This is a genomic window from Arcanobacterium phocae, from assembly GCF_018913465.1.
Taxonomy (GTDB): Bacteria; Actinomycetota; Actinomycetes; order Actinomycetales; family Actinomycetaceae; genus Arcanobacterium; species Arcanobacterium phocae_A.
In genome coordinates this window covers 39,737-65,531 of record NZ_JABAPM010000003.1, presented here as the reverse complement: position 1 = coordinate 65,531, position 25,795 = coordinate 39,737, and the positions used below count along the sequence as shown (strand labels likewise).

Annotated in this window: 18 protein-coding genes; 13 read left to right on the top strand and 5 right to left on the bottom strand. The window is 47.5% G+C overall.

What is annotated here, in order from left to right:
• Positions 1–218 precede the first annotated feature (218 nt).
• Positions 219–1,187 (top strand): Abi family protein, encoded by a 969-nt coding sequence (locus KSO86_RS04695; RefSeq protein WP_216378448.1) that lies wholly within the window; start codon positions 219–221, stop codon positions 1,185–1,187.
• Between the two features lie 394 nt (positions 1,188–1,581).
• On the opposite strand, the gene KSO86_RS04690 is transcribed toward KSO86_RS04695, so the two are convergent.
• Entirely contained in the window at positions 1,582–1,818 is a 237-nt protein-coding gene (locus KSO86_RS04690; protein WP_216378447.1) for a DDE-type integrase/transposase/recombinase, read from the bottom strand.
• Positions 1,819–1,830: 12 nt separating this feature from the next.
• The gene (locus KSO86_RS08675; RefSeq protein WP_216378446.1) at positions 1,831–2,229 is read right to left on the bottom strand and encodes an IS3 family transposase; all 399 of its coding nucleotides are present in this window, start codon (positions 2,227–2,229) and stop codon (positions 1,831–1,833) included.
• Between the two features lie 1,046 nt (positions 2,230–3,275).
• Between KSO86_RS08675 and KSO86_RS04680 the strand changes: the two genes are divergently transcribed.
• From KSO86_RS04680 to KSO86_RS04660, 5 genes are all read left to right on the top strand, one after another.
• Positions 3,276–5,345, top strand: a complete 2,070-nt coding sequence (locus KSO86_RS04680) for a hypothetical protein (protein ID WP_216431865.1) — start codon at positions 3,276–3,278, stop codon at positions 5,343–5,345.
• 13 nt (positions 5,346–5,358) lie between these two features.
• Positions 5,359–6,336: a SpaA isopeptide-forming pilin-related protein gene (locus KSO86_RS04675; RefSeq protein WP_216431863.1), complete on the top strand. Its 978-nt coding sequence runs from the start codon at positions 5,359–5,361 to the stop codon at positions 6,334–6,336.
• A gap of 62 nt (positions 6,337–6,398) precedes the next feature.
• Entirely contained in the window at positions 6,399–7,994 is a 1,596-nt protein-coding gene (locus tag KSO86_RS04670) for a SpaH/EbpB family LPXTG-anchored major pilin (RefSeq protein WP_216431861.1), read from the top strand.
• Between the two features lie 88 nt (positions 7,995–8,082).
• Positions 8,083–9,039: a class C sortase gene (locus tag KSO86_RS04665; protein WP_216378443.1), complete on the top strand. Its 957-nt coding sequence runs from the start codon at positions 8,083–8,085 to the stop codon at positions 9,037–9,039.
• Positions 9,040–9,317: 278 nt separating this feature from the next.
• On the top strand, positions 9,318–11,492 hold the full coding sequence (locus KSO86_RS04660; protein ID WP_216378442.1) for a VaFE repeat-containing surface-anchored protein: 2,175 nt from the start codon (positions 9,318–9,320) through the stop codon (positions 11,490–11,492).
• 141 nt (positions 11,493–11,633) lie between these two features.
• On the opposite strand, the gene KSO86_RS04655 is transcribed toward KSO86_RS04660, so the two are convergent.
• From KSO86_RS04655 to KSO86_RS04645, 3 genes are all read right to left on the bottom strand, one after another.
• Positions 11,634–12,683: an acyltransferase family protein gene (locus tag KSO86_RS04655; RefSeq protein WP_216378441.1), complete on the bottom strand. Its 1,050-nt coding sequence runs from the start codon at positions 12,681–12,683 to the stop codon at positions 11,634–11,636.
• Between the two features lie 33 nt (positions 12,684–12,716).
• Positions 12,717–13,790: a hypothetical protein gene (locus tag KSO86_RS04650; protein WP_216378440.1), complete on the bottom strand. Its 1,074-nt coding sequence runs from the start codon at positions 13,788–13,790 to the stop codon at positions 12,717–12,719.
• Between the two features lie 97 nt (positions 13,791–13,887).
• Entirely contained in the window at positions 13,888–14,967 is a 1,080-nt protein-coding gene (locus KSO86_RS04645) for an endonuclease domain-containing protein (protein WP_216378439.1), read from the bottom strand.
• On the opposite strand from KSO86_RS04645, the gene def reads away from it, so the two are divergent.
• The 7 genes from def (at position 14,950) to fucP (ending at position 25,791) form a co-directional block, all read left to right on the top strand.
• Positions 14,950–15,621, top strand: coding sequence for a peptide deformylase (def, locus tag KSO86_RS04640; RefSeq protein ID WP_216378438.1), 672 nt, complete (start codon positions 14,950–14,952; stop codon positions 15,619–15,621). The genes KSO86_RS04645 and def overlap by 18 nt on opposite strands.
• 197 nt (positions 15,622–15,818) lie before the next feature.
• Positions 15,819–17,312, top strand: a complete 1,494-nt coding sequence (locus tag KSO86_RS04635; RefSeq protein ID WP_216378437.1) for a DUF1846 domain-containing protein — start codon at positions 15,819–15,821, stop codon at positions 17,310–17,312.
• A 22-nt stretch (positions 17,313–17,334) separates the two neighbouring features.
• Complete coding sequence (locus tag KSO86_RS04630; RefSeq protein WP_216378436.1) at positions 17,335–19,692, top strand: HAD-IC family P-type ATPase; 2,358 nt, start codon at positions 17,335–17,337, stop codon at positions 19,690–19,692.
• Between the two features lie 358 nt (positions 19,693–20,050).
• Complete coding sequence (locus KSO86_RS04625) at positions 20,051–20,305, top strand: GlsB/YeaQ/YmgE family stress response membrane protein (protein ID WP_216378435.1); 255 nt, start codon at positions 20,051–20,053, stop codon at positions 20,303–20,305.
• A 168-nt stretch (positions 20,306–20,473) separates the two neighbouring features.
• Positions 20,474–23,179, top strand: a complete 2,706-nt coding sequence (locus KSO86_RS04620) for a sialidase family protein (RefSeq protein WP_216378434.1) — start codon at positions 20,474–20,476, stop codon at positions 23,177–23,179.
• Positions 23,180–23,313: 134 nt separating this feature from the next.
• Positions 23,314–24,288 carry a sugar-binding transcriptional regulator gene (locus KSO86_RS04615; RefSeq protein WP_216378433.1) on the top strand — a complete coding sequence of 325 codons (975 nt, stop codon included), beginning with the start codon at positions 23,314–23,316 and terminating at the stop codon, positions 24,286–24,288.
• 159 nt (positions 24,289–24,447) lie between these two features.
• Positions 24,448–25,791 carry an L-fucose:H+ symporter permease gene (gene fucP / locus KSO86_RS04610; RefSeq protein WP_253280517.1) on the top strand — a complete coding sequence of 448 codons (1,344 nt, stop codon included), beginning with the start codon at positions 24,448–24,450 and terminating at the stop codon, positions 25,789–25,791.
• The last annotated feature ends 4 nt before the right edge of the window (positions 25,792–25,795 follow it).

Genomic DNA, 25,795 nt, shown 5'->3' with positions numbered 1-25,795 from the left:
GACCGTTTTCGATAGTAATAATTAAATTATCTTGTGCAAAATGCGACAGTTGCTATTTTTTAGCTTGCGTTTATAGTATTTGTTAGTAGGATACACATATCACGTAGATATGATTCAGTGCGCTGAATCGCATCGGAAAGGGTCGGGCAACCGGCCCTTTCTTATTTTGGAGTAGTTTATGGGGGATAAGACTAACCGTTGATGAACAAATCGAGTCATTGCGGAAACATGGAATTACTTTTAATGTTTTTAGCGAAAAAGACGCAAGGACATTTCTTTCGCGTAGTTCTTACTATTTCAAAATAAAGTCATATCGTCACAACTATCCAAAAATTCCTGATGAATCGGGTGGGTATTTATATCAGAATCTTGATTTTGCATATCTGGTTGAGCTATCGAATATAGACTTCGCTTTGAGTAGGCTGGCCTTATCCTTATGTGGGGCGATAGAGCATGCAGTAAAGGTTCGTACAAATTCTTTATTTATGGGTGATGACAACGTAGACATACCTGATACTTGTTTTCGTCGGGTGCAACGTGATGTCCTGGGAGAGCACAGTAATCCCTATACTGATAGTTTGGTTGCTCATCGTGCTTCTGAATTTCATTTCTATCATTTATGGGAGCTAGCGCCATTTAGTTCGCACATTGAGTTGTATAGACAATATTATTCGCTTACCGGATCTTCACCTGCGCCTAAAGAACATATGCTATTTATTGTTCGAAAACTTCGAAATGCAGTATCACATGGAAACTGTTTGTTAGTAGATATCAATAGAAAAGCCCCCTCTTGGAATAAAGAAACACCTCAAGATGACAGAGAAGTTACTAATGGTGCTCTAGTGATGTGCGGACGTAATCCCCGCAAAAGTGGTAAGCGAGCAAGCTCTCTTTCCTCAGCTTTACAGAAGTTAGTGGTGAATAACTATGCGGCTATGCTTTTATGCCATCTTGAATTCGTAGATTCTCCAAAAGTTCTTGAATATACTGTGGCCGATGTTGAAAAATTTATTTCTAGAATCAATCGAAATAAAGATGTTTATTTTGGCTATAACGGTACGCGCACTCAACAAAATTACGATGTTTTCATGACTCTAAATGCGCTTATAGAGCTATCTAATGGCTACATAAGAAAAGCCAAAGAAAAAATTAGTCAGCTCCAGGGTGAACAGCTAATTTCTATATGAGTTATGTCTCAGGCGGATTTCTGAGTGTGCCTTAGTACACATAGTCTTGAAGAGCTGTCAAATAATAATACAGTGTTAGCGCGTTTTACTCGCACGCTTGTGGCCTGCTGAGGGTGTTCGTGTTTGGTGTGTGAACTGAAATGGTCCGGGTTTGCTTTCCTAGGCATTTACCCCGTTTCTTATTGTTGCTGACGGCTGGTGTGGCTACCAATATTCGGTTTCGACTTCCTTTGGTGTGCGGTAGCCCAGTGCCTAGTACAAGCGGGTCGTGTTCCACCAGGTGACCCCCTCGAATGTAGCGATCTCGACTTCGAGAGCATCAGGTCACCGACGCTCGTGGATGATCTTGTTCTTCTAAGAGCCGTTGACATTCTCGGTCAACGCGTTATCGTAACTATCGGCTCACACTGCCGGTTGATTCCACTATCCCAGCATTAACCAAATGTTGATTGTAGGCCACAGATACGTATTGAGACCCGTGATCAGAATGATGAATCTTTCCGGGCGTCGACCTTGCGTTCCAGATTGCATGCTTGAGCGCCTGCAGCAAAAGAGCGTCGGTTGGCATGGAATCTGATAGCGCCCAGCCCTCTATCTTACGGGAGAACACGTCGGTAACAAATAATCGCATACACAAAACTTCTCACGGTTCGCACATAGGTATGTCAGCACCCCATAAGCGATCCGGAGCCTGAGACCTGAAGTCATGCTGGACAAGATCCGGGCGAGTATCAACATTCCTACTCTTGTGCGTCGTGAGTGAGATCTTGCCTTTACGTCTACCCTTCACGCCAGCCAAACCCATGATCCTTCTAGTATGCTCCACGCCCAATATCGCCCCGTGGTGGCTAAGCGCTTGCCACATCCTACGCACCCCATACACCCAGTTCTCGGCGTGAACCCAGCGAACGATCTCGACCAGCTCACTGTCCCTGATCTGGCGAGAACTTAGCCCGTGTCTTTTCCCATCCCGGTAGCCACGCAAGGACAGGAAGCCTCCCTCACGCTCATTATTCAACGTTGCACAGATGAAACACGACATGCGAAACGGTCGTGATACTCATCAATAAAGGCGATCACTTCCGACGTTTCGGGTCTAGGTAGGGCACGAAAAATCCGAAGCAGTTTATCTGAGCTCATTCGTGTCACGAAGCTCTCGCCGCAGTCTTGCGTTCTCAGCAATCATGTCTTCTTCCGCGTGCACAATCCGGCCGGTCCTACGGGCTTGTTGGAACATTGGCGGTCGGTGTGCCAAGAAACATCAAGTCTAGGTGCCACACTTCGACAAGCCTGCTCAATCGACAGGCTCTCAGCGAGAATCCGGTTCCCAACCAACCGGACAACCCGATCCTTAGCTTCCTGATCAAATTTCTTCTACCTACCCAAATATCCCATCTACCCAAACGGAAGAGATCCTGGACCGTTTTAGTCCGAGAGTAATGCCGCATTCTATGAGTGAACTCACTGAATCCCACTCAGCATATTCAACGTTACATTTCTTAATGAATGAGCTGTCGAAAGGGGTGAAGTGTTGGCTATTAGTATGCTGGATGGCATAGGTTTTGCTGAGTGAAGCAAGTCCAGCTTCGCTTAACTCTATTTTCAACAGGCGGATAAACTATGACGTTGCGCTTTGAGATGTGCCAGTACTAGTAAGTTGAGCATGTTTGCCCGTTTACTTCCTGCTGATCACAATCCTCATTCATTGTAGAATGTGTAACCTTTGCATGTCCTATATTTATTATAGTTGTGAATATGTATATTGAGTGTAATATTCAAGAGTTGTATATCTCGAGTGCTTTAATGCTAATTGAAGTTGGTGTCGAATAACGGTATTAGTGCGAATAAATAACATCGTCTCACGATTCGTGTTTAATGTGAAGTACTTGAAATTTACACTGAAGCGTTATGGGTAAAAATACAACTTCTGAGAGGGGAGTTTGTTATGTTTACAAAGAATTTACATGGTACGAGTTTAAAGACCGATTTGAGTCTTACGAGACATATCTCTCTTGCTTTGGAAATTCGGTAAAACCTCAGTATGATACGCTTTAGAACATTTGCTCACCAGAGGAGTGTATATAGGATATGAAGATATATAAAAGTGATCGTTTAATAGCAACTATGCTAGTAAGCGCCATAGCTGTATCGGGAGCAGTTGGGCAAGTTGCCTGGGGTGACCAGAACAAAGCGACAGGTGTGAGTTCACAACATGCTCATATGGACAAGTCGCAAGTGACATGGAAAATTGTTACTGGTTCTGGAGACACCGTTGCTGGTGCGAAGTTTAAGTTAAGTGGCGGCGTTTTAAAAGCTCCGATTGAGATAGTGGATAACGGCGAATTTGATCATGATGATGCTGTGGGAGCCGTTTCGCTAGACACGTCAATGTTGACTCAGGATTCAGGACGTGAGCTTGAAACAGGGTTAGTTGCCAATAAGTATGAACTTACGCTTAATGAGGAACAGTTACCAGAGGAGATTGCTGTAACTGAAGAAACTTTAAAGCCTCGTAGTTTTGAAATTAATGATGATGCTGCTTCGGTTCAGTTGGATGATTTTATTGTTGAGGATAAAGAAAAGAAGATTGCGGAAGATTCTAATACTGAATCAGCAGAACCTTATGCTACTGAGGTGAAAGAACCAGTCAGCAAATCTCGCCGTAAGCGAGCGGCTGTGAGAGATAGCAATCCTAGCGGAGTTCATTTAAGTTGGGAAGTTAAGGATCAGAAAGGTGACCCGGTTCCTGGCGTTACAGTAATAGTGCAGGGTCCCTACAATGATCGCTATGGGTATGGAACTTGGAATGAAAAATCTGGTGATTTTTCAGTAACAGATCAAGATAATAATGATAAAAACAGGAAAAATGGTAGTGTCGCGATAACGGATGTGCATGGCAATGCAATTCAGCCTGATGGTCGATATCGAGTCAGAATTGATGCGCTAAACCTTCCCCATGGCTATTCGCTGGGCAACAATAACCAGGGGTGGAGGGAAATACCGGTCAATATTGCCGCGATACCTAACGTTGGGAAGTGGAACGGCAAAAATAGCTATGATTTTGGTGCTTTTGAACTTCACAAAGATTTCCTCGTTGCGAGTCCAAACAGTGCATGTAAACCAGAAACGGTTCTGGGAATAAATAATCAAGGAGACGTTTTCCGTGTAGAGCTGAAAGATCGTGGTAGAGAACTGAATCTGGGTACCTTTGGTAGGGGCGAACTGGAAAAATTTAAGAAAAAACACTCGGGCTCGACATGGAATTCCATTGCGGTGGATAAGAAGAGTGGGTATGTCTATGCCACACTCCGGATGGGGGATTTTGAGGCAACAACAAAGCCTTATAGGGTAGCGCGCATGAAAATAGGGGAAGACGGTACCTTAGGTGAACCGCAATGGGCCGGAGGTGTCGATGAAGGTCGTATTTGGGCAGAAAACTATATTGATAAACGCTCTCCAAGAATTAAACGTTGGGGTTATGTTGTTGCCGGAGAAGCTGACTCGACAACAGGTGATTATTACATTGGTGCTTCCTATTGGCATAAGGAAGGAAATAATGCCAAATTATATTTCGCGATTGATCGTTACAATGTGGCCTACAAGCGACTAGAACATATCGGGGTTGTTAAAACTGAACACAAGTTTACTGACAAAGGATTTGGTGCCACATGGAATGGAGACTTTGCTTTTAATTCGAGGGGTGACTTAATTGTTTTTGGCGGTATTAGAAATCATGTTTCTGTCTTTGGTATAAAGCATGAGAACCTCAAAGTGCGGGGTAGTATCGACTCGATTCCTTATTTCGAAAGCAATGCGGTCGACGTTCCGGATAAGGGAAGAATGAAGGACGCGGATGGAATTAACGGTGTAACATTCAGTTCCGATGGAAGGGTTGCGTTTTCAAACTCATCCCTATTGTTTACTGCCGATCCAGCTCGCTTATCAACCACGACCGATTTGTTGCGACGGATTACTTATAATTCAGTAGATCTTTCGAGCTGTGCGACTCCATTTACGGTCTTGTTAAAGAAAAATATTGTAGGTAGGCCAAGTAGTCGCGAGGCTGACGAGTTTAAGTTATCTATTGTAGACACTGCAACTTCGTCTTCCCTGGGTGAGGTTGAAACACAAGGGGGGGGCCACGGGTGTACAAAATAAACTGGTAGGCCCTGTGGCGCTTGTTGCACCTAGCACGTTAACTTTTAGGGAAAAAATTGCTGATGGGAGTGACATATCTTCGTACTACTCTTCTGAATACGTGTGTACTGATCAAACAGGTCGTGAGCTCACTAAAGGAAAAGGACCTGAATTCAACTTGCAAGTAAATGGTAGGGGTGGAGCTGTTGAGTGTACGTTTACGAACCACCCTATTAAAACCGAGCTCCGACTCAAAAAAATCGTGATTGCAGAATCTGGAAATCCCATCACAAAACCTAAAGATTATCAGCTAATGGCAGTTGGTCACAACGATCGAAAGTCTATTGAGTATTTCTCCGACGAAAATAAATCGGTCGCCCCCGGTTTGTACCACTTTTCGGAGCACCAAAGGCAGCAGGCGATGCCTATTGATTATGAGCTTAAAGACTTGTTCTGTATTGATCGTGTAACGGGCATAAAGACAGATATTTCAAACCGAAATCAGGAGTATCAAATTAAGCCGGGCGACAAGGTGGACTGTATTTTCGTTAATCAGGAAAAAGCGCTTAACGGTTTGGTGAAATGGCGCAAGCATGATTCTAGGGGGCATGTTTTAGCAGGATCAGAGTGGTCCATAACAGGACCTGATAGTAGGTCTCGCACTATTACCGATTGTGCTAAACAGCCTTGTAAATCTGGTGGAGATGTTAATCCGAAGCCGGGTGAACTTGAGGTGAGAAACCTGACGTTGGGGAAGTATGAACTTAAAGAGACAAAACCTCCTGTAGGCTATATGGTAAATGATACTGATGAATCGCGAGGGTTTGAGATTACCATAGATAAACGGGAAATTGATTTGACCAGTAAGCCATTTGTTAATAAGCGTGTTCCGGTTCCGCCGATACCATTGACTGGTGGCACGAGTACAGATCTTTTCCTAGTTGTTGGCTCAGGACTTTTGTTCCTTAGTCTTTTGGCTTTGGGAATTCAGAGAAGATTTAAAAGGATGTGACTTATATTCCAGTTTTATAAGGAAATAAGTTGTGGAACTAAAAATAGGAGAAAGGTATGATTGTGTCTCATAAACATAATCGATTCGTTGGGGCTATTGCCACAGCGTGTTTAGGGCTGTCAATGTTAGCCGTCGCGGCTGTCCCAGCTTCGGCAGAGGGTAAGAGCCCTGAATTTGGTAACATCGACCAAGGTGCTAGAGGTTCGATTACCATTATCAAGCAAGAGGCAGGTTCGCGGAACGGGAAAAACGGCGTTGCTGATCACGAAGATAATGGTTCCGGAAAAGGGGTTTCTGGCGTTAAGTTTAAGGCTTTTAAGCTTAAAGAGTTTAAGGTTAGTGATAGTTCCTCTTGGGCTGGTATAAGTGCATTGGCAAAGACGAATTACTCGCATGCGTGTGACGATATAAACAACCCGACGTTGAAAAATTACACTTTTGAACAACCTAAAGAAACCGGTGCTACTGGTGATGATGGCAAGGCAAAGCTATCTGATCTAGAATTGGGTGCATATTTACTGTGTGAGAGTGAAAGCCCGGTAGAGGTACTCAGAAAAGCTGCGCCGTCAATCGTAACTGTGCCTTTCCCTGATAATGGGAACACGAATAAGTGGGTGTATGATGTTTTCATTTACCCTAAAAACATTTTATCCCAAGCGCCTAAGAAACATATTTCAGTCAATGATAACGGTATTGGACTTATGGACTCTGATGCTCGGGTAACCTATTCTGTGTCGAAGAAAATTCCAAGTATTCCAGAAGATTCAAGTTTTAAGTATTTTATCGTCAAAGATAAGTTTGATGATGCGCATGGAAAGGTAAGCGTGCTTTCTGCTAAGGCTGGCTCTGAATCTTTACACCAAAAGGTTGACTACATCATTACGCCAAATGAAACCTTTGTTGCTTTGACTCAGGCCGGGCTACAGAAACTCAAAGTGCATGCTAATGAGGAGTTTGTAGTACAATTTGAAACAAAAATATCCAAGGTAAATCCTAATGGAAAAATTGTTAATCAGGCAGAGTTCTTCTTTGATATAGAAGATAAGCCAATGCCTCCGACAACGCCTCCGACAACGCCTCCGACAACGCCTCCGACAACGCCTCCAGAGCCTACGAACAAGGTTCTGTCTGCTTGGGGTCAACTTAAGGCTTTGAAGTATGATAAGGATAATAAAGATTCAGGCCTTAAGGGGGCTCAATTCCAGCTTTTTGCAGCTAAAGATAAATTTGCCCAGGATTGTTCTGCCGCAGAGCTCACAGGTGATCCTATCTCGGTTGAAGGAAAAACTAGCTTTTCGTCCGGTGCTGATGGAGTTGTCAATATTAAGGGATTATTTATCGATTCTGCTGAGTCTCCAGACGGTTCAGAACCGGTTCTCGAGCATAATCATCGGTGTTACGTTTTAAAGGAAACGGTATCGCCAGCTGGATTTGTTCTTCCAGCGGGGGATGGTGCAAACATTCCTGTGAAGGTTGAAGTGGGACAGATTGCTGTTGGTCACTATAGCGTGGAGATCCCTAACGCCAAGTCGACTGTTCCAAACCTCCCATTGACTGGTACGGCTGGACGTGTTCTGCTCGCCTTTGCTGGTATTGCTCTTCTAGCAATCGCTACTGGTGTTGCATTTGTTCAGCGTCGTCGTTCAGTCCTTCGCTGATTACTGAATGCTTAGCTGAGACACAGTAACATAGAAGAAGGCTACAGGAGTCCCTGTAGCCTTCTTTCCCGTTAAAGTAAGGATAACTATGAGTGATATAAAAAAATCACCCAAGCACCTTAAAAAATCAACGTGGAAATTTCCGAAATTTGCACTGGTCCCCGTTGTAATCGGGCTCGCGGGCATTATCGTGTTCACATACCCTGATATGGCTAACTGGTTTTCATCAGTCAACCAAGCAGGTATCGTTAACAACTACAGCAAAGAAGTACAAAATGTACACCCAGCGGCAGCCGAACAACTGAAGTTAGCGCACGAGTACAATGATGCATTAACCTCTGGCGCTATCCTTGAAAAAGACACACGCATACCAAGCGGAGATGGAACTGAAGACGGCAGTATTAACCCATTGGACTATCAAAAACTTCTTAACGCAAATGATAGCGGACTTATGGCACGAGTTATTGTCCCTAAAGCAGATATTGATCTCCCCGTATTCCACGGAACCTCTGAGGACGTGTTACTTGTTGCAGTTGGGCATCTTCAAGGTACCTCACTTCCTGTTGGTGGAAATGGGACACGAACAGTCTTAACTGGACACCGCGGACTAGCCAGTGCAAAAATCTTCACTGACCTTGACAAGGTCACCACTGGAGATGAAATTATCGTCGAAGTATTCGGTGAAACTCTTGATTATCGCGTCACCGAAACCAAGGTCGTAGAACCATCAGAGACCGAAGAAATTCGTGCGGTTCCCGGCAGAGATCTCATCACACTTGTCACCTGCACCCCGCTAGGAATCAACTCCCATCGTATCTTAGTTACCGGTGAACGCGTATTTCCAACGCCTAAAGCTGCTGTAAAAACTGCAGAAAAAGAATCAACCCTTCCGCACTTTCCGTGGTGGATCTTCAACATCATCGGTGGACTCGTTATTAGCGGAATCTATATTTGGCGAAGCGGATACCCCCGCCGATCTAAGAAGAAGGCAGCTGGAAAACACAAGCTTATCTCCGAAGCGACACCAGGTGGAGTAACGGCTTAAGTAAGGTGTGAGACTGCTTTGAAATAAGATGCCATAGTTTTCCCAGCAGGTGCAACAACCGAAGAGTCATCATTGACAAGGTGAAAGTCGGTACCGGTGATCTTCTGTCAAGGTATGAGTTAGCTTCCCGCCCATTCCGCCTCTAATTCATCAACGGGACGAGCGCAATGCATGCATCAAAAACCTATTGAGATTCAAATCATTCGTACACGTAATGTATCACATGGTTGGATCGGCGTTGTTGTTGCTAGAATTAGCCGGTAGTCAGAAAGGAAAACATGTCTAAAAAAATAAGTAGCGCTTTAGGTGTTATTATAGCCTGCGTCACTATGTTCGCAGTGTTTACTAGTCCTGTAGCTAGCGCTGTTGAGCGCAATGGAGCAGCTGTTCCATATGTAGGATTCAAGCTCTCAAGTGAGCTTGTTAAAAGCGATAAAGCGCAACGCCATTATCCGTATCTTTTTGTGATGTCAGGCGAGGCTGGTAAAAAAATTGATGCTACGGAATTCCCGTTAAGCATAAAAAATGAACAATATATTAATCCAGATCAGGCGAATATCAAGGTCTTTGAAAATTTAGGATATTGTTTCAACGCATCTAGAGAATACCCGATTTATCCGCGCGTTGATGCTGAAAAAAATCTCACAGTAAATTTGAAATACGACAAACCCACTGTGAGTATTCTCGGAGTTGCCACTAATGTTCGTAGTGTCGAAAAACCTGATCTTGCAATTGAGAAAGTAATCTGGAATGGATTCCCCTATGACGCTGCGGGAATTCAGAAGAAGCTGAATCTAACAGCAGATGAGTTTCATGCAGTAACGCAAAGTGCGATCTGGTACTTTTCTGATAGCTATAAGAATAGTACTTCATTAAATTTTTTGAGAGAAATTAAGGAATATAAAAAATCAATCCCCAACATGGAGGTTGCTCTTCGGTTCTTAACTCAAGAAGGCTCGTTAGAAAAGACTCCGCTTGCCGGTGTCTCCTTGGAAAAACCGTTGGAAGGTGCGAGCTTATCGGTATATCCAGCGAACAACAAAAAGTACCAGAGCGTTTTGCGTGCAGTTTTTGTAGACGAAAAGGGAAAGATTGTTCCTCCGGGAAATGACGATACAACGCCCAAGCCGTCAATTTCGACTGTTGCTACGATTAATGCGGAGAAGGCTGTTGAGCTTGATGGTGTGAAGCCTGTTGAGGTTGTTGACTCGGTTGAGTGGAAGAATCTTCCTGCTGGTCGTTATGTTGCTGAGGCGACGTATGTTCGTGAAGGTGGCGACAAGGAGTCTGCTGTTGCAGGCAAACAGTTGTTCAATGTGACGAAAAGTGAAGCAGATTTCGGTAAAGCTACTGTTCCTGTGATTGTGACAATTCCTGAGTCTGCGTTGAGTGCTGATGGTCAGGCAGTGAAGTTCACTGTTCTTGAGCGTGTGTTTAAGGCTACTGAAGCTGGTGAGAAGACTGGTGATGTTGTTGCTGAGCACGTGGATAAGGATTCTGTTGAGCAGACAGTTTCTGTGACTGTGAAGAAGCCTGTTGCTCCTACTCCGTCGATTTCGACTGTTGCTACGATTAATGCGGAGAAGGCTGTTGAGCTTGATGGTGTGAAGCCTGTTGAGGTTGTTGACTCGGTTGAGTGGAAGAATCTTCCTGCTGGTCGTTATGTTGCTGAGGCGACGTATGTTCGTGAAGGTGGCGACAAGGAGTCTGCTGTTGCAGGCAAACAGTTGTTCAATGTGACGAAAAGTGAAGCAGATTTCGGTAAAGCTACTGTTCCTGTGATTGTGACAATTCCTGAGTCTGCGTTGAGTGCTGATGGTAAGCCGGTGAAGTTCACTGTTCTTGAGCGTGTGTTTAAGGCTACTGAAGCTGGTGAGAAGACTGGTGATGTTGTTGCTGAGCACGTGGATAAGAATTCTGAAAAGCAGACGGTTACTGTTACTGTGAAGAAGCCTGTTGCTCCTACTCCAAAAACTGCGCCAGTTATTTTCTCCAAAGTTATTGCTGGACAAGGTGATGAACTTAAAGGTGCTTCGCTGAAGATTGTCAAGGGCAATAAAGCTGAAGGCACTGAAATTATCAAAGAGTGGATTTCGTCTGGAACACCCGAGACTTTCGCTCTAACTGATGGTATTTATACTTTGGTTGAGGATCAGGCTCCGCTTGGCTTCTTGAAAGCTGAGGAAATTACTTTCCGAGTTTCGGTGAACTCGGATGGCAAGAAGATCGAAATTCTTCAGGACGGCAAGTGGGTAGAGGCTAAGAACTCCGCTGTTGTTATGCAGGACGAACGGATGCCACTTCCGGAAACACCGACGCCGGATCAACCAAAAGTTGTTCCGAACACTAACAAATCTCTGGCAGAAACTGGTGTCAGCATAGCTGGCATGGGAATTGCAGCTTTGTTGCTCCTAGCTGGTGGTGTTGTTCTGTTAAGGCGCAAGAACGCGTGATTATTATTGCGTGTAAATAAGACGGGCGGGGAAAGTATAAAACTTTCCCCGCCCGTCTTATTTACTTCGGGTACAGCCGAGATTTAGCCTGATATATACCTGACACATGATTCCAGAGCCGCGGCGAGCCACAAGGAACAATCATCTTCTAGAACGAGCGAGAGCTGTTGAAAGAGGAAGTATGAGGGTTTGCATTACAATCGTCAGGCCAACAGTCACCACCAGCGATACCACCACAAAAACATAGCGGTATTCCGCCCACCCAGCATATGTCAGTACCATCATCGGTAGGCGCTGCAGCACGTAAATCCAAAACAGATTCTGGCCGCACCACGCCAAAATCGGGCTATCCAGATGAACCACCATCGTCACCAGTACCGCCACGGCGCAGTACCACAGTGCCGCCATCTGAAAAACCAAATAATGCATTCCGGCATAATTTTTGACGACGACGAAGACCGCCGTCGTCGTCGCTAACAAAAACAACCAACGCCGCCAAGCATGAGCGCCGCGCAACCACTCCTCGACCGGAGCACGATAAGCGGACCAAGCCATTCCCAACGGATAGCACAGCACCGTATTGTATGAATACGTGGCCGAAAAATCCTTCGCCCACCACATGAGAAGACTAAAAGCGAGCGTCACCGCAAACATTACAACGAGCGCAAGATGCGGGCGCGAACCCACCAGCGAATAAACCACGAACGTCAGCGCATACAACACCAAAATCGCAAAAATATACCACGCCGAATTGCCAACACTAGTCCAACCGGTAAATGCCAACACCACCTGTGTCAGGGTAAAATCCCGACCCAATAGCAAACCAACGAGAGCATAAATTGCTACCACACTCGCAAAATTAACCCAAGTTACTCCAACCCGCTTCGCCGGAATCGACTGAACATATCCTGGCTTGCGGCGGATAGACTCATGCACCCCGAACCCGGAATAAAACAAAAACAAAGCTACCATGAGCTGACCCAAACCCGTTGCTAAACCGAGCATCCAGCTATCTGCGTGCGGATCGACGGGAATATAGGTGCGCACATGCGCATAAAAAACAATCAAAATAAAGAGGCCATTAATGCGCGTTGTGTGAGCATGCGAAATATAGGACTCCACATCCGGTTGGTGCATAATCCGCGCCCGAAAAACCGTTACCGCTAGTAAAGCAACAAGAAAAATATTCACGCACCTAGCCTAAACGACAATTGGCAGGGAACGTCACTCGGGAGAGTCGGTATTGTCGCGTCGTTTCTTAGCTCGGCGGTTGCGGATAATCGCAATGATTCCGGCACTCACTCCGGCTAGCACAGGAAGCCATAGTTTTGGATGAGTAATGAGCCATGATAGCCAGTCCGGGAGATCGGGGAGATCGGGGAGATCGGGAAGGAAGGAGCTGAGCCAACGGAAAAACTTTCCGATTGGAGCCCAGAGCATGGCTAATACGTACGATATTGGTTTCCAGATCCAGCTCAGTAACCAGCCGATTGGCGATAGGAGTGTGCCAACTAGCCACCAAAATGATTGCCATAGCCAAATGACAGGAAAGAAGAACCACTGTAAGAAGGATTTTGTGGCATCCCAGTAGGGATGAAAGAACGCTTCGATAATCGGAAGTACAAGGAGCACAATCCATGCCCACCCAACTTTGCTTAGCCCGATAAGGATAGGAAGGAAAAAGCGTTTGAGAGGAGCAGTTTCTAGCATTTTCTGGCGTTGCTGAGCGTAGCTGTTAGGCGGAGCCGCGAACTCGTACGTGCCATTTTCTGCGAGAAAGTAGACGGAAACGACGTCGCCAAATGGGGAAGCCGTGAGGGCGAGTTTGGGTTTGCGTGCCGGAATCATGGATGTGAATTCGCCTGGCTTCGGATAGATGGTCGAGTCATCTGGCTGGAGAAAAGTCCGCATACTGATCGCTCCGGAGCGGGGCCGATAATATCGAGCTAGAGTACGTCCGTTCAGCCGAATAGCTACTTGATTTCCAGCATTGGAACGGATTCGTTCTGCGTACTCAAGAAATCGACGCTTGACCGGGGAGAGTGGGCTGGGTAGTCGGTTTGCCCAACGCTCAAAGCGGTTGGCAAGTTTGGCTAGGGCGTGCTGTTGTTCCGCGGTTTCGTTATGTGGTGCCGGCTCTGGTTGCTGGGCAGGCTCAGAGTGTGGTTCTGACTCGGGTAGAGTGCTCTTTTCGGGCCGCGGATCCCACTCCGGGTCGATCTCACGCATCTGCGACGCGGGTGCTTCAATAATCTCAAATGTCCCGGCTGCGGGATGGCAGAGTGTCCACGTTCGCATGGGTTCAGTTTAGGAGCTACGGTGAGCGTCGAGCAAACCCGGCAATAGCGCAAATCAAGGCCGTATTCGCCGAGGTTTGCGCTATTGCCGGGTTTAGCTACCGGAAGCCATGTCTATTAAGCGGCATCCTCAATGGACGTGGTGGTTTGAGGTGGTTTTGGGTGTACAAAACAGCTTGAATATAGGCCTGTGTTGCATCCCAATCTAGCCAAACCTGTTGATAGCTCAGTCGCACAACGGTGTAGCCGAGCTGAATTTGTTCGGCATCCCGGCGCCGATCTTCATTGACATTAAGTGGTTCGCTGTGGAACGTAGTACTGTCACATTCGATAACGAGCGAACGACCAACCAGCAGAGCTACTCGCCCCACTCCTGGAATATCTACTTGAGCGTGGACCATGACGCCCAGTGACTGTAGAAAATTTCGGACTCGTGTTTCGCTACCGGATTGGGCAGTGCTGATTCGCCGCCGGAGAATAGGTTGTTTACGTTTTTGGGCACTACTAATAATCTGATCCGCCGTGACCAAATCGATTTTGCGTTGGTTTAATGCAGACTCGAGAACTATCAACCCGGTTTCTGCATCGTGGTAGTGAACGATCTGTTCCAATGCTTCGATCAACGAACATACGATGTGCGGGGCTTTACATGGCGGATAGTGTACCCCTAGACGCCCATATCCATCGAGTGCACGGTGAATGATCGCGCCGGCAATAGCCTGCTGGCACGATTTTCGATCGCCGATAAGATGTGGAGTTTTCTCGAACGGAACCCATAATCCCCACTCGCGTGCAGCGGTGCAACAACCGATAAGCATTCCGGAGTTGGCAGCGGTAACTGCTAGTCTGTCTGTCTGTGCAACGGCATACCAGCGGTGTCCAAGCCGAACAAGAACGCCTTGCTCGACGGCACGGCGAAGTTTGCGCTCGCTGGTATTCAACGGAGCGGGCAACTGCCAACGGCGAAATACCTGTTTTTCCATGTTCTCTAGGGTGCCAGATATAGGCAACCAGTCGTCGCGAGCAGTCCACAGCTGTGGATAATCTGGTTGGCGTCGAGCAAACTCGGCAATAGTGCAAATCAAGGCCATATTTGCCGAGGTTTGCGCTAATGCCGGGTTTAGCCCACACCCGCGTCCACAATCCCGTAGGCTATAGGTATGCTTTATCCAATTCACGTCTACGGTTCGCCGGTTCTCCATAAAACCAGTGCAGAAGTTAAGATTTTTGACAGCAAACTTGCCACCTTGGCCGAAGATATGTTCGAAACATGCGAAGTTGCTCCAGGTGTAGGTTTGGCTGCTCCGCAGATCGGCCTTGATTTGGCAATGTTTGTGTGGATGTATGACGGCCCGGAACATACTGGTCCAAAGCGCGGCGTGGCAGTCAATCCGTCGCTTTTGATCGAACCAGTTGATGTTCTAGAACCAACGGTTTCAGATGAGGAAGGATGCCTATCCTTCCCTGGCTATCAGTACGGCCTACGTCGCTCACCACGCGCAGTCCTGCATGCTCAAGATGAAAAAGGCGAGTGGTATGACCTCGAAGCAACCGGCTGGTTTGCCCGCATTTTGCAGCACGAGTATGACCATCTCAAGGGCCGTATTTATGTTGATCGCCTCACTGGGAAACCGGCTCACCAAGTAGAAAAGGTGATGAAGCGCGAGAAGTGGAACGTCCCCGGTATCGTGTGGATGCCTGGTGAAGACGAACTATATGAGGCAAGCGCGGAAGAATTAGCGCACTTGGATGAGATGTCGAAGTATTTTGCGGATATTAAAGATGAGCCGCAGCAGCCTGACAAAGGGGCGAGCTTCGGTTTATCAAAATGAGTAAGCATTTGACGAGGAAAGGCATCGGCGCGTAAGCTCCGTTGTTGGGCTCCCTAGAAGTCGTTCGAGTTAATTCTCGTGGATTTCTGCAGGGAGCTTTTCCTTATTCTGGCGGCTTGCTGATATAACGCAGTTATCCAGTCAGACCGCTGAAATAGGCAGGGGCTTCAGGCCCACGAACGTGAAGGAGTTAGAGCATGGGCTTCCAAATTGGGTTTGACCGTGAAAAGTACATTGAGATGCAGTCCAAGCATATTGTGGAGCGTCGCGCAAAGATTGGCGGCAAACTATATTTGGAGATGGGCGGAAAGCTTTTCGATGATAACCATGCATCGCGAGTTTTGCCTGGGTTTACTCCGGACAACAAGATTGTCATGTTAGAGCAGATTGCCGATGAGGTGGAGATTATTGTCTGCCTGAATGCGAAGGATTTGCAACGGCAGAAAATGCGTTCGGACGTGGGAATTACGTACGACGAAGACGTGTTGCGGTTGATTGATATTTTCCGTGAGCGTGGGTTCTTGGTGGAAAATGTGGTGATGACTCAGTTTGAGGAGTCGAATGCGCTTGCGGTGACGTTCATGCAGCGTTTGGAGCGGATGGGCGTGCGGGTGGCTCGTCACCGGATTATTCCGGGTTATCCGTCGAATGTTGATGTGATTGCTTCGGATGAGGGACTAGGCAAGAACGATTATGTTCAGACGTCGCGTGATTTGGTTGTTGTGACGGCCCCGGGGCCGGGTTCTGGTAAGTTGGCTACCTGCTTGTCGCAGATTTACCACGAGGCGAAGCGTGGTGTGAAGGCTGGTTATGCCAAGTTTGAGACGTTCCCGATTTGGAATATTCCGCTCGATCATCCGGTGAATTTGGCTTATGAGGCCGCTACCGTGGATTTGGATGATGCGAATTTGATTGATCCGTTCCATCTGGAAGCCTATGGCGAGTCGGTGTCTTCGTACAACCGCGACATTGACGTGTTCCCGTTATTGCACACGCTGTTGCAACGGATTGCGGGTGAGTCGCCGTATAAGAGCCCTACCGACATGGGCGTAAATATGGCTGGTTACTGCATTTCGGATGACGAAGCTGTCCGGGAGGCGTCGCGTCAGGAGATTATTCGTCGTTATTACCAGGCTCGAGTTGAGGAACGTAAGGAAGCGTTGGATTCGACGTTGTCGGATCGCGTCCGTCATATTATGCGTAAGGCTGGGGTGACGACGGCGGATCGGAAGGTGGTTGCGCCAGCACTGAAGCGGGCGCAGGAAACTGGTGGTCCGGCGTCGGCAATCGAATTGCCTGATGGCACGATCATTACTGGTAAGACCACGCCACTATTGGGATGCTCGGCCGGAATGTTGCTGAATGCGCTGAAGCATCTGGCAGGGATCGATCAGGATGCGTTGCTGCTGTCGCCGCAGTCGATTGAGCCGATTCAGGCGCTGAAGACGGAACATCTGGGTTCGCGTAATCCGCGGCTGCACACCGATGAGGTGTTGATTGCGTTGAGCGTGTCTGCAGGTACGAGCCAGGATGCGCGTAATGCGATGGCGCAGTTGAAGAATCTGAAGCATTGCAATGTTCATGTGACAACGATTTTGGGTTCGGTTGATGAAACTATTTTCCGAAACTTGGGTGTGTATGTGACGACGGAGCCGGTTTTCCAGCGCAAGTCGTTGTACCAGAAGAAGTGATCGGTTGAGGGGAGAGGGAATCATGTCGGTTGGTTTGTCGAGCGAGCAGGTTGCTGAGCGTTGTGCGGATGGTCGGGTGAATACGTTGCCGCCGCGCACGGGTAAGACTGTGGCTGATATTGTTCGGTCGAATGTTTTTACGCGGATTAACGCTATTTTGACGGTGTTGTTCGTGATGGTGATGACGACTGGCTCGATTATCAATGCGGCTTTTGGGTTGCTGATCGTGGTGAATTCTGGGATTGGTATTGTGCAAGAGTTGCGTGCTAAGCGGACGTTGGATTCCCTCTCCTTGATCGGTGAAGAGCGGCCTCAGGTATGGCGTGACGGGAAGATTGTTGAGGTGGCTCAAGAGGAGCTGGTTCTTAATGATGCGGTTGCGTTGCGTGCTGGATGCCAGATTGTGGTGGACGGCGAGGTTGTTGATTCTGATGGGCTGAGCGTTGATGAGTCGATGCTGACAGGCGAGTCGGATGCGGTGCGTAAGGCGCCGGGCGATGAGATTTTGTCGGGCTCGTTCGTGGTGTCGGGGACGGGCGCTTATCGGGTGAGTAAGGTTGGCGCAGATTCGTATGCGGCGCGCTTAACGGCGGAGGCTTCACGGTTTACGTTGGCGAAATCGGAATTGCAGGCGGGGATTAATTCGATTCTGAAGTACATTACCTGGGTGCTGATTCCGGTTGGGATTCTCATTATTTATTCGCAGGTTTCGCAGGGGACGAGCGCGTGGGATCAAGTGATTTTGAAGATTACCGGCGCACTAGTTCCGATGGTGCCGGAGGGTTTGGTTCTGATTACCTCGACGGCGTTTGCGCTGGGCGTTATCCGGTTGGGTAAGCGTCAGTGCTTGGTCCAGGAGTTGCCGGCGATCGAGGGGCTGGCTCGCGTTGACGTGGTGTGTGCGGATAAGACGGGTACGTTGACGGAGAACCGGATGGTTTTTGAGTCGTTGCGAGTGTTCGACGACGGCGATGCGTCGGCTGCTCGGGAGGCGTTAGCTCAGTTGGCGGCAGCGGATCGGGATCCTAATTCCACAATGAAAGCAATCGCGCAGGCGTGCGGGGATGTTGAACAGCCCTGGATGGTGGCGAGCCGCCATGCGTTTACGTCGGCAACGAAGTGGTCGGGTGTGTCTTTTGACGATCACGGCAGTTGGTTGCTGGGTGCTGCTGATGTGTTGGCGGGCGGTACGCCGGCTGCGCATACGGCAGAGGAGTTGGGTGCTTCGGGCTTGCGGGTTGTGATGTTGGCCCATACTGATCAGCCGGTGGATGACGAGACGAAGCTGTCCGGCGTCGAACCGGTGGGTTTGGTTGTTTTGGAGCAGAAGGTTCGTCCGGATGCTGCCGATACTCTGGCATATTTTGCGGAGCAGGATGTTACGGTCAAGGTTATTTCGGGTGATAATGCGGCGTCGGTTGGGGCGGTGACTCGCAAGCTTGGTATGGATGCCGGGCAGACGGTTGATGCACGCACGTTGACGGCTGATGATTTTGACCAGCAGGTGGCAGACCATCTTGTCTTTGGCCGGGTGACACCGGATCAGAAGCGGAAAATGGTTGGTTCGTTGCAACAGGCAGGGCATACGGTTGCGATGACTGGTGACGGCGTCAATGATGTGTTGGCATTGAAGGATGCTGACATCGGGGTGGCGATGGGTTCGGGATCGCCTGCTACTCGGTCGGTTGCCAAAATTGTGTTGCTTGACGATAAGTTTGCAACTTTGCCGTATGTGGTTGCTGAGGGGCGCCGGGTGATTGGCAATATTGAGCGGGTTGCTAACCTATTTTTGACCAAGACTATTTATTCGGCAGTATTGGCGATGCTAGTGATTATTTCTGCCGTGCCGTTTCCGTTCCAGCCGATCCATGTGACTATTACGGGATGGTTTACGATTGGTATTCCGGCGTTTTTGCTCTCGTTGCCGCCGAATAATCAGCGGGCGCGCAGTGGCTTTGTGCAGCGCGTGCTGTGGTTTGCAATGCCAGCTGGTTTAGTCGTTGGTGCTAGTGCGTTTGTGACGTACATACTTGTGGCGCAGGGGAATTTTGATGATTCGTTTATGCAGAGTTCGACGGCGGCGTTAGTGGCGTTGATTATTCCGTCTACATGGGTTCTGGCGTGCGTAGCTCGGCCGTGGTCGTGGTGGAAGATCGGGCTGATTGTTTTGCCGCTGATAGGTTATGGTCTTATTTTTAGTTGGAGCTTCACCCAAGATATTTTCATGCTGGATTCATCAAATAGTACGGCGATGTGGTGGGCAATTGTTATTGGCTTGGTAGCTGCTGGGATTATCGAATTGTTGTGGTGGACTGTGAAATATTGGTTGGGGGAACCTGTGGTGTTGTGGCGAAATGACCCACTTATTGATCAGCACTAAAAACTTTCAGATAATTCCCAGCCACTGCGCATAAGTTTTAGAGAGATAGCTGGTTAGATATAAATATCTGAAGGAACTTCTTAGTGTGTAACTCCTGAAGAACGCGGAAAGTGAATATCTGATAGTTGATTGGTTCGAGGTTTTGTGCACCTTGATCCTAGATAATTAACTGTCATTGTGAAGGTGGGCGACTGTCGTGTAGATAGTCGCTCACCTTCCATATATACCTTATATGTAGTTCCACGAATAGCTGATAAAGCTGAGTTACTTATTGTGTTTCGATAGGGTGAAAGTAGTGCTCGTCGTTCATTATCAACAAAACTCATGGCGAGCTGAGTGCCGTGAAAGGTTGTGTTTTATGTTTAACATCATTGGAACGATTATTTTTGGTGCGGTGATTGGCTTTCTCGCTAAGTTCTTTAAGGGTGCCAACTTATCTGTGATAGCAACTGTTGCTCTTGGTGTTGTAGGGGTGATCTTAGGTAATCTAGTACTCTCTGCTTTTGGGTACCCAATTGATACGCCTGGAATCGACTGGATTCGCTGGGTAGTCTGCACCATTACCGCCATGGTCGCCATCGGGTTCTATGCGGGTAGCCAGATGAAGAAGTGATTCTTTTAGGCTAAGCCCCAGAAGTGTTTTGACACTTCTGGGGCTTTTCTATACTCGAAACATTGAAATCTTGCGAAATTCCTTTCTTTCTGTATTTGTGAGATGTCTGCTAACTAAATGCCATAGGATACAGATAAGACAATGGTGTCTATTAGAGGAGAAGATGCAATGAGGAGTTTTGTCTCCAAAATGGTTGCAACAGTTGCAGTCGCTGGGTTGATGTTAGTGCCGGCATGTCCAGCTTACGCCGATCAAAATACTGAGCCAGATCCGGCTATCACTGCCGCAACAGAACCCAGCAGAGAAATGAATTCTACCGGGTTAGCCATTATGAACTTGTCTACCCCACATGCAGGGGACAAGTTTAGTGTTGGTGAAACAATCACGACAGAACTACGTTTCGAATCCCAACTCGATACTGCAGTTAATATCGTAGGGACATCGAATACATTTACTAGTACAGATAGTTGTAATTGGAAGAATTTCCCCTCAAAAGCTAATGGTGGAAAATTTAGTTGCAAAGCGGGAGCGCAACAGTTTAAGGAGTACCCTTCCTACATCGTAACTAAGACAGATGAAGAACATGGTTGGGTAACTCTTGATTTCACTTTCACTGCAGAATCCCTGTCAAACTCATCCGACAAGCAGTCTGTGACTGTAAAGAAAACAGTACCAGTGTACAAGGCTGGTGAATTTGAACAGATCCCGAAGGATTCTTATCCAATAGTGAAATTGGCTCAGGCGGGCGTAGCGAATTATACCTGCCATCGAATTCCGGCTTTAGCAAAAGTACAAGGGCGCCTTATCGCAGCTTGGGATGGGAGGCCTAACAACTGTGGTGATGCCCCGAATCCGAACAGTATTATTATGAAATACTCTGATGATGACGGTGATAGTTGGAGTGAGTTTTCGACTATTGTGCAGGGATCCCAAGGAACTAATAAAGTAGGGTATTCTGATCCGTCTTTTGTTGTGGACGAAGAAACAGGGACGATTTTCGCTTTCTTTGTGAAGAGCTTCAACGCGGGTATTGCACATTCTCAAAAAGGATTTGATCCGGGCAATCGCGATATTATTCATACCGTATATGTGAAATCTGATGATCGAGGCAAGACGTGGTCGGACCCCGTTCCCGTGACCGAACAGATTTCCAAGGGACAAGATCAGTATGCACGTTTCGCTGCCTCCGGACGCGGAATCCAGCTGAAATATGGTGATCATAAAGGACGACTCATTCAGCAATACACAGTTGTTAATAACGGTCCGTGGGCATCCGGCATCCATCAAGCTGCTTCGCTTTACTCAGACGATCATGGAAAAACGTGGCAGGTAGGCAATCCTATAGGAGGAAACTACGGTGAGCAGATGGATGAAAATAAGGTCGTCGAATTGTCCAACGGACAAGTTTTACTTAGCTCCCGCCGTTATGAAACGGCGTCGATTGGACGGCATTATGCTCTTTCTGATGATGGAGGACAGACCTACACGATCGATAAAACTAACGACAAAAGATTAAAAGATCCCCGCAATAATGCCTCCATTATTCGTGCGTTTCCAGATGCGCCACAAAACAGTGAGCGAGCAAAAATACTCTTGTCTTCGCATGCAAACAGCGAAACACATCGAATTAATGGCATTGTCAGCGTTAGCTTTGACGATGGCAAGAACTGGGAAGATGCTCAGACGTTTAAGACCGGAACGATGCAATATTCGACGATGGAGCCATTAGGTAATGGGAAGTTCGGAATTCTATATGAAGGTGACCAATCTGAGATTCTCTACCGGACAGTAGACTTTAGTTGGTTGAATATTACTGACAAGTTATCGTTGCTCCCGGATGTCAACAAAGCAGAGAAGGATGCTGCCGATCTGAGAAACGAAGTTGCAAAGAAGGATACTGAGCTGAAAGCTAAGACTGCAGAGCTCACAAAGGTCTCACAGGAGAAGAACCAGCTGGAAGTAGATAAAACACAGTTAGTAGCAGCCAAGGCGAAGATTGAAGCTGATAATGCAAAGCTCGTTGCCGAAAAAGCAACTTTGGAAGCTGACAAAGCACAAGCTCAGTCAGATTTAGCAACAGCTGAAGCAAAGGTTGCGAAGATTGAAGCCGATTTAGCTACTGCACAAGGTGATGCGAAGAAACTAACAGCTGATCTAGTCCGTGCCGAAGCTGCGAAGGCTGAGCTTGTCAAGAAGTTTGCAGAAAAGAGCGCGAAGCTCGATAAGAAGATCACGGATCTCGAAGCTGAAAACAAGCAGCTCCAAACTGCTCAAGATAAAGTGGAAACGGAGCTGAAGGAAGCTCAGGATAAGATATCTAAGCTGGAGGAGCAAAATAAAGCTTTGGCAACGGAAATCAAAGAGCTTAAGAATAAGCCAGGGGTTTCGATCGATGCGCCAACGCTAACGCCAGCAATCCCGAACAAGGATACTTCTGATCAGCCGCAAATGAAGCCAGTTGTGGCAGTAAGCCCAGATACGATCGAGCTTGGTGGTGACATTATGTTTACTGCAACCGGTTTCCAGCCGGGTGAAGAGATTACGTTTAGTGTGCATTCCGATCCGGTAACAGTTGGTGTAGTGAAAGCGAATCCGCAGGGAATCGCCACCATAACATGGCACGTTCCAACAGATTTCGAGCCCGGTACACACCATGTTGAAGTGCGCGGTGGTGGCCTCGTGGCTACTGCTGAGCTGACGGTTGTCTCTGGCAGCAAGAAAGCTCCGCAAGAGCCACAGAAGGTAGCTGCTATTAAGACTGAAAACGTATTGGCCAAAACCGGTGCCCAGGTGGGCATCTCAGCAGGAATTGTGGTTCTCCTGTTGAGCCTTGGTTCTGCTTCGTTAGCTGTTCTACGGCGGTCAAATTCCTAACCGTCTATAACCGGTAGGTACTGTGTCCTCGATGGCCCTCTAGCCATCGAGGACACAGCTACATTGATGGTGTAATGTATGGTGGAAAACATCGATCTATTGTTCCGTCCGCTGTTGTGTTCTATTATCCAGTTATGGACCCTCTGAACAGTCGCGATATTCAATCTCTTGATGCGGCCAAATTGTATTACTCGGGGTTGAATCAGGAACAAGTTGCCCAGCGTCTTCACGTATCTCGGCCTACAGTGTCAAAACTTTTAGCTCATGCACACGCCCAAGGTTTTATTGAGGTGCGGGTACTTGATCCGCGTGAACAAGATGAATTACTGGTTGCTGAATTGCAACGTCGCTATCATTTGCTAGACGCTGTTTTAGTGAGTCCGGCACGTTCCGGAGCAGACGCGATGCGAGATGCGCTAGGACGGGCTGGCGCACACCTGGTAGGTTCGCTAGTACGTGATGGTGACACTATTGGGTTGGTCCCTTCACGGACGATGAGTACAGTTGCGGATTATCTTGAACCGCGTCCACGTCGGAATGTTGATGTCATTCAGCTCAGTTGCGGATTATCTGATCCGGCACCACGCCCTGGACGTCCTAGCACTCTGGAACGATTTGCTGCCGCATTCAGCGCACGATGTTACGACCTGTCAGCGCCGACTTTTTTGGCGTCTGTACCATTGCGAACACGGGTTACCCAGACTCCGCACGTACGCCGAGTGCTGGACGCAGGTGTCCATGCTCGTATCGCAGTCTATACGGTTGGTGATGTAAGAACGAACCGGGAATTAATCAATGCGAGCCCGCTGTCTCTTCATGAAAAAGAGATTATTTTTTCGCGTTCTGTTGGCGATATTTGTGCCCGATTTGTAGATCGTGAAGGTCGAATTTGCTTACCGGATCTTAATAATCGTACTGTCGGGATTACATTGCCAGAGTTGCGTCATAAAGAACAAAAGATTCTTGTGGCTGGGGGTACGGAGAAAGCCGACGTCGTTAAAGCGGCTCTCGAACGTGGATACGTTAATAGATTAGTGACAGATGTACACACTGCTCGGTATATCGTCGGCACAAATGTTCCATTCAAGCACGAACGCTCCAAAAAATAGCTTAAATACATTCCAAAATACTTATTATTCGTTGCTGTAGCAACGTTTTTGTGGCGGAACAATCGTTACTTGTCGTGGTTCCCTGCTCGTTATCGAAAAGCTAGATTAAAGGTAATCCACATCATAAGTTCAATGACGAACTCCATGAAAGGTTTACCAATGGCTACCAATTCTTCCTTTGGACTAATAAAAGATCCTACGGTGCAACAACCAGACGGGTACTTAAATAAGACCCCAATCCTGCAATACATTTTGCTATCCATCTGCTTCCCCATGTGGGGTGCAGCAGCATCTCTTAACGACGTCCTAATTACCCAATTCAAATCAATCTTTGAATTATCAGACTTCGCATCCGCCTTTGTTCAGTCAGCGTTTTACGGCGGCTATTTCCTACTCGCCATCCCAGCCTCGCGTGTGATTGGTAAATGGACCTACAAGTCAGGACTGCTCGTAGGACTCAGTTTCTACATCATCGGTTGCATGCTGTTCTTCCCGGCCTCACACATGGCAACATATACTGTTTTCCTAGCAGCATTATTCGCGATCGCTGTAGGTCTATCCTTCCTCGAGACGTCAGCAAACACCTATTCGTCAATGATCGGTCCGCGCAAATATGCAACATTACGCCTCAACATTTCACAAACGTTCTACCCGCTAGGATCAATTTTCGGCATCTTGCTTGGCAAGTACCTCATCTTTACCGAGGGGGAATCGCTCGGAAAACAACTCGACTCCCTCACTGGAGTTGAACGGCAACAATTTGCTGAAGACATGCTTCAGCGCACCCTTGGCCCGTACCGCTGGATCATTGTAGTCTTGGCAGTCCTGATGCTTGTTATCGCTGTTACCCAATTCCCGCATTGCAAGCCACTATCGAACAATAAAGAGGTCAAAGCCTCGATTGGTGAGACGCTGCGCTACTTAGCTGGAAACCGTACTTTTGCTACCGGTATTTTTACCCAATTCATGTATGTTGGCATGCAAACTGCAGTGTGGTCGTTCACTATTCGTCTCGCGTTAAACCTCGACGAATCCATCAACGAACGTACCGCATCAAACTACATGATCTGGGCATTCGTGGCTTTCTTTATTGGAAAGTTTGTAGCAAACATTCTGATGACCAAGTTCAACGAAAACCTTGTTTTGATCGGCTATTCAATATGTGGTGTTGCCGCTCTTATTTGGGTCATCACAGTTCCTAATATGACCGCAGTGTATGCCGCCATTCTGACGTCTGGTTTGTTTGGTCCCTGCTGGGCAACCATCTATGCTCGTACCCTTGACTCGATCAAAGACAAGCGACACACCGAAACCGGTGGTGCGGTTATCGTTATGTCCATCATCGGCGGTGCTGTTATCCCAGTTATTCAGGGCCTTGTCTCAGATACCACAGGTTCGATGCAGCTTGCGTTCTCGGTGTCGCTGGTGTGCTTCGTCGTCGTTCTTCTTTACTTCGTCAAACAACACCGTGCCGAAAAAGCTACCCAAACAATTGAAAGGTGAGAAA

What these genes read in the sequence shown, in the direction of transcription:
- KSO86_RS04690 (WP_216378447.1), bottom strand. Translation starts at nt 1,818, where the DNA reads ATGCGATTATTTGTTACCGACGTGTTCTCCCGTAAGATAGAGGGCTGG.
- KSO86_RS08675 (WP_216378446.1), bottom strand. Translation starts at nt 2,229, where the DNA reads ATGTCGTGTTTCATCTGTGCAACGTTGAATAATGAGCGTGAGGGAGGC.
- KSO86_RS04680 (WP_216431865.1), top strand. Translation starts at nt 3,276, where the DNA reads ATGAAGATATATAAAAGTGATCGTTTAATAGCAACTATGCTAGTAAGC.
- KSO86_RS04665 (WP_216378443.1), top strand. Translation starts at nt 8,083, where the DNA reads ATGAGTGATATAAAAAAATCACCCAAGCACCTTAAAAAATCAACGTGG.
- KSO86_RS04660 (WP_216378442.1), top strand. Translation starts at nt 9,318, where the DNA reads ATGTCTAAAAAAATAAGTAGCGCTTTAGGTGTTATTATAGCCTGCGTC.
- KSO86_RS04650 (WP_216378440.1), bottom strand. Translation starts at nt 13,790, where the DNA reads ATGCGAACGTGGACACTCTGCCATCCCGCAGCCGGGACATTTGAGATT.
- def (WP_216378438.1), top strand. Translation starts at nt 14,950, where the DNA reads ATGCTTTATCCAATTCACGTCTACGGTTCGCCGGTTCTCCATAAAACC.
- KSO86_RS04635 (WP_216378437.1), top strand. Translation starts at nt 15,819, where the DNA reads ATGGGCTTCCAAATTGGGTTTGACCGTGAAAAGTACATTGAGATGCAG.
- KSO86_RS04630 (WP_216378436.1), top strand. Translation starts at nt 17,335, where the DNA reads ATGTCGGTTGGTTTGTCGAGCGAGCAGGTTGCTGAGCGTTGTGCGGAT.
- KSO86_RS04625 (WP_216378435.1), top strand. Translation starts at nt 20,051, where the DNA reads ATGTTTAACATCATTGGAACGATTATTTTTGGTGCGGTGATTGGCTTT.
- KSO86_RS04620 (WP_216378434.1), top strand. Translation starts at nt 20,474, where the DNA reads ATGAGGAGTTTTGTCTCCAAAATGGTTGCAACAGTTGCAGTCGCTGGG.
- KSO86_RS04615 (WP_216378433.1), top strand. Translation starts at nt 23,314, where the DNA reads ATGGACCCTCTGAACAGTCGCGATATTCAATCTCTTGATGCGGCCAAA.
- fucP (WP_253280517.1), top strand. Translation starts at nt 24,448, where the DNA reads ATGGCTACCAATTCTTCCTTTGGACTAATAAAAGATCCTACGGTGCAA.